A 4293-nucleotide genomic window follows, 5' to 3' on the forward strand; every position below is an offset into this window, starting at 1 on the left:
GGTGCCGATGCCGACTGCCACGGCGTCGTAGCCGGCGCGGAGGCGGTGCACCTCGGCTCGTGACTCTTCACCGGTGATCCAGACGGAGCGCCCGTCGCGGTCGGCGATGCGGGCGTCGAGCGACATCGCCAGCTTCAGCGCGATGAACGGGCGCTCGGCGCCGAGCGGCGAGTGGGCGTGGAAGAAGATGGCGTTCTGATCGCGGACTGCCTGCGCCTCCACGCCACCGACCGCATCGATCCCCGCGGCCCGGAGCACGTCGGCGCCGCCGGACGCCTTGGGGTTGGGATCGAACCCGCCGAAAACGACGCGCCGCACACCGGCCGCGATCAGCGCGTCGGTGCACGGCGGTGTCTTTCCCCAGTGGCTGCACGGCTCCAGCGAAACGTACGCCGTCGCGCCGCGCGCCTGCTCGCCCGCGGCGAGCAGGGCCTCGGGCTCGGCGTGCGGACGGCCGTACTCCGTGTGCCATCCCTCGCCCACGACCTCCCCATCGCGCACGATTACGCAGCCGACCATCGGGTTGGGGGCCACCCTGCCCCACCCGTTGGCCGCGAGCGCGATGGCCCGCCGCATCCACCCGCGATCCTGCTCGGTGACTTCAGTCACGGCCCCCAGAACGAAGCCGGGGCGGGCTTGGCACCCGCCCCGGCACGATGATCAGCCAGTCCACGAAGGTGGACTTCGTGTGTTCGTTGCTGCGACTCCAGTCGCCCGTCACGGGCGATGCTGCAAGGGACGCGGCTCGGGGTTTCGTGCCGCTGCCGCGCCCGGGCTTGTTCGTGGCCTCGGCTAGATCCCACGGCCCTGCGACGTTTGTGCTGCGTGCCAGTACGGTGCGCTCGGGCCTCTGGATGACAGGCTCAGGTGTGCGGGCCGGCTACGATGCGTCGGACCCTACTTTCGCACTTTCGCACTTTCGCACTTCCGCACTCACGCACTTCCCCTAAAGCGACAGCCGCACGCCCGCGCTGCCGTACCAGGTGCCTTCCTTCGGGTCGAAGTCGCTGGTGCTGGGGAAGCTGCCGATCGGATCAGCGCCCTGCATCCAGCCGATCTCGCCCACGATGGAGCCGAACAGCAGCGTGAACGACCCGTCCAGGAACGCCGACCAGCGGTCGTTGTCGACCTCGACGTCCTCGAAGCGGATGATCTGCTCGGTCCCGGCGACGACCGGGCTGCGAAAGGCGAAATTGGCGTCGGTGTTGAACTTGTCGTAGCCCACGCCGGCGGTGAGCCCCAATCCAAGAAGCCGCTTGCTGATGGCGGCGCGGCCGCTGAGGTTGGTGAGCCCGAAGTCGATCTCGCCGAAGTCGCCCCCGCCCGTGCAGGTGCTGCGGTTTCCGCTGACCGGCACTTCGCCGCTCTCGCACACGTTCCCGAACTGGATCTCGCCCAGGTTGCGGTACATCACCGACACCGAAACGCCGGGGGTGATGAACGACTCACGCATCAGCCCCACGCGGGCGCCCGCGCCCCACGAGTACGCGTTGTCGCCGAAGTCGTCGCCCGCCAGCGAGAGGGGCAGCACCGTCACGCTGCCCAGCAGGTCGATGGCGCCGAATCCGCCGATCATCGGAGCGACGCTGAATCCGTTCGTCAGGCCCAGCGAAACGTTGGCACCCACCGCCGGCGCAGGCACGCGGAACTCGTCCACGTCCACGCTGCCGCCGCTGGACTGCACCTCACGGATGTCCGGAAGCCGCGCCCCGACGACGTTTACGCGCGCCGTCACGCTGAAGCGGGGAATCAGCCCCAGCCGCACGCCGCCGGTGCTGGCGGTGCCCAGGGTGGGGTTGCCGCCGGCGAGCAGGATGCCCAGCTGCGGCTGCGCCGCGTCCACCGCCTGCGCCACCGCCGCGCACCGGCTCTGCGCCTGGCTGTTTCCCGAAAACTCGTTGCAGACCGTCTCGATGTCGCCCTGCGCGGCCAGCGGCGCCGCGCTCACCACCAACGCCGCGGCGATCGCGGCGCGCATGCTGTTCACCCGCATCCCATCCTCCTCAGCTCAGGACCACCTTGCCCGCGCCGGGGACGATCTCCCCGGCGATCCATGCCTGCTCCCCCGCTGCGGACATCTCGCGCACGACGGCATCCGCCTCGTCCGCGGCCACCACGGCCACCATCCCCACGCCCATGTTGAAGGCGCGGTACATCTCCCTCTCCTCTACCCCGCCCTCCCGCTGCAGCACGCGGAAGAGGTTGGGCACCTGCCATGACGAGCGATCGAAGCGCGCGTCCAAGCCTTCCGGCAAGATGCGGGGCACGTTGTCCACCAGCCCCCCGCCCGTGATGTGCGCCAGGCCGCGGACCCGCCCCGCATCGACCAGCGGATACAACGACTGGAGGTACGACTTGTGGACACGCAGCAGCACGTCGGCCACGCTGGCGTCCTCGCCGGGGAAGGGCGAATCCGCCCCCAGCCCCAGCCGGTCGAAGACGATGCGGCGCGCGAGCGAGTAGCCGTTGGTGTGCAGCCCGGTGGAGGCGAGCGCCACGATCGCGTCGCCCCCGCGGATCGCCTTGCCGTCCAGCACGCGGTCTTCTTCGACGATGCCCACGATCGTCCCGGCCAGGTCGTACTCGCCCGGCTGATACATGTCGGGCATCTCGGCGGTTTCGCCGCCCAGCAGCGCGCAGCGGTTGTTCCGGCAGCCGCGGGCCACGCCCGACACCAGCTCCTCCACCACGCCCGGCTCCAGCCGCCCCACGCCCACGTAGTCCAGAAAGAAGAGCGGGCGGGCGCCCTGCACCAGGATGTCGTTGACGCAGTGGTTGACCAGGTCTTCGCCGACCGTGCCGTGGCGGCCCGTCGAGAAAGCCACCTTGAGCTTGGTGCCCACGCCGTCGGTAGAAGCGACGAGCACGGGCTGCCGCGCGTCACGAGGGACGCGGTACAGCCCGCCGAACGAGCCCAACTCCGACAGCGTGTCGGGCGTCGCGGTGGAGCGCACCAGCGCCGCCACGCCCTTCATGGCCTGGTGGGCCGCGTCGATGTCGACGCCCGCGGCCGCGTACGACAGGCCGGGCCGGTCAGACACCGGCGCTCACGGGAAGCTCGAAGCCGGTCATCTCGCGGAAGTGCCGCACCCGCTCCTCGATCTCCTCGGCGGTGAGATCCTTGAAACGCTCCACGGAGAACTTTTCCACCGCGTACGAGCCCAGCACCGAGCCGTAGACCACGGCGCGGCGCAGGTCGGCGTCGTCCAGGCGGCCCGACTGGGCCAGGTGCGCCATGAAGCCGCCCGCGAAAGCGTCGCCGGCGCCGGTGGGGTCGAACACGTCTTCCAGCGGGTAGCCGGGGGCGAAGAAGGTGCTGGTGGGGGTGAAGAGAATGGCCCCGTGCTCACCCTTCTTGATGATCAGGTAGCGCGGGCCGCGGTCCAGGATCCACCGGGCGGCCTTGGACAGGTTGTGCTGGCCGGAAAGCTGGCGCGCCTCGCCGTCGTTCACCATCAGCAGGTCTACGCGGCCCAGCAGCTCCACCAGGCGCTGGCGCTTGATCTCGATCCACAGGTTCATGGTGTCGCAGGCCACGAACCGCGGCTTGTGCACCTGGTCCAGCACGCCGATCTGGAGCTCCGGGTCGATGTTGCCCAGGAACACCCACTCGGCGTCGCGGAACTGGTCGGGGATCTTGGGCGAGAAGTCGGCGAACACGCCCAGGCGCGTTTCCAGCGTTTCGCGCGAGTTCAGGTCGTGGCTGTACACGCCCGACCAGCGGAAGCTTTCGCCCTTGGCGCGCTCCAGCCCGGCGAGGTCAACGTTGCGCTCGGCCAGAAAGTTGAGCGCGTCCACGGGGTAGTCGTCACCGATGACGCCCACGAGCTGCACGGGGTGCAGCAGCGACGCGGCGGCCGAGAAGAAGGTTGCCGAGCCGCCCAGGGCGTCTTCGGCGCGGCCGAACGGGGTTTCCACGGTATCGAGCGCAACGCTGCCGACGACGAGAAGGGACATGGTCCTGATGCGTAGAGGTGAGTGCGTATGTGTGCAGGGCCCTCTGTGGGCCCGCGGTTTCGGTTGTTCCCCCTCCCCCGGCCCCTCCCCCGCAGACTGCGCGGGAGAGGGGGGAACTTCGTGCCGGATTGGGCTGGGTTTGGTGCATGCCGCGGGGAGGCCCCTCCCCCGGCCCCTCCCTGCACAAACTGCGTGCGGAGAGGGGGGAACTTCGACGTGGGGCGACACGCTGCCGGTGCATGCCTCGGGAGCCCCCTCCCCCCGGCCCCCTTCCCCCGCTTCGCAGGGGAGGGGGAGACCTGAAGTGCGCTTCGGCTGGCCTCGTGCACTCGCCTG

At 70.0% G+C, this 4293-nt stretch carries 4 protein-coding genes; all 4 read right to left on the reverse strand.

Going from position 1 to position 4293, the window contains the following annotated elements; translation table 11 throughout:
• Positions 1 to 609, reverse strand: a 609-nt coding sequence (gene ribD, locus VIB55_RS06760) for a bifunctional diaminohydroxyphosphoribosylaminopyrimidine deaminase/5-amino-6-(5-phosphoribosylamino)uracil reductase RibD (RefSeq protein ID WP_331875908.1), incomplete at its 3' end; no start/stop codon positions are given.
• 337 nt (positions 610 to 946) lie between these two features.
• Positions 947 to 1993 carry a hypothetical protein gene (locus VIB55_RS06765; RefSeq protein ID WP_331875909.1) on the reverse strand — a complete coding sequence of 349 codons (1047 nt, stop codon included), beginning with the start codon at positions 1991 to 1993 and terminating at the stop codon, positions 947 to 949.
• A 10-nt stretch (positions 1994 to 2003) separates the two neighbouring features.
• A complete protein-coding gene (gene purM, locus VIB55_RS06770) occupies positions 2004 to 3041 on the reverse strand; it encodes a phosphoribosylformylglycinamidine cyclo-ligase (RefSeq protein WP_331875910.1) in 1038 nt (345 codons plus the stop codon).
• Positions 3034 to 3957, reverse strand: coding sequence for a PfkB family carbohydrate kinase (locus tag VIB55_RS06775; RefSeq protein ID WP_331875911.1), 924 nt, complete (start codon positions 3955 to 3957; stop codon positions 3034 to 3036). Before VIB55_RS06775 ends, purM begins: the two co-directional genes overlap by 8 nt.
• Positions 3958 to 4293: the final 336 nt, after the last annotated feature.

This window comes from Longimicrobium sp., from assembly GCF_036554565.1.
GTDB lineage: Bacteria > Gemmatimonadota > Gemmatimonadetes > Longimicrobiales > Longimicrobiaceae > Longimicrobium.

What these genes read in the sequence shown, in the direction of transcription:
- VIB55_RS06765 (WP_331875909.1), bottom strand. Translation starts at nt 1,993, where the DNA reads ATGCGGGTGAACAGCATGCGCGCCGCGATCGCCGCGGCGTTGGTGGTG.
- VIB55_RS06775 (WP_331875911.1), bottom strand. Translation starts at nt 3,957, where the DNA reads ATGTCCCTTCTCGTCGTCGGCAGCGTTGCGCTCGATACCGTGGAAACC.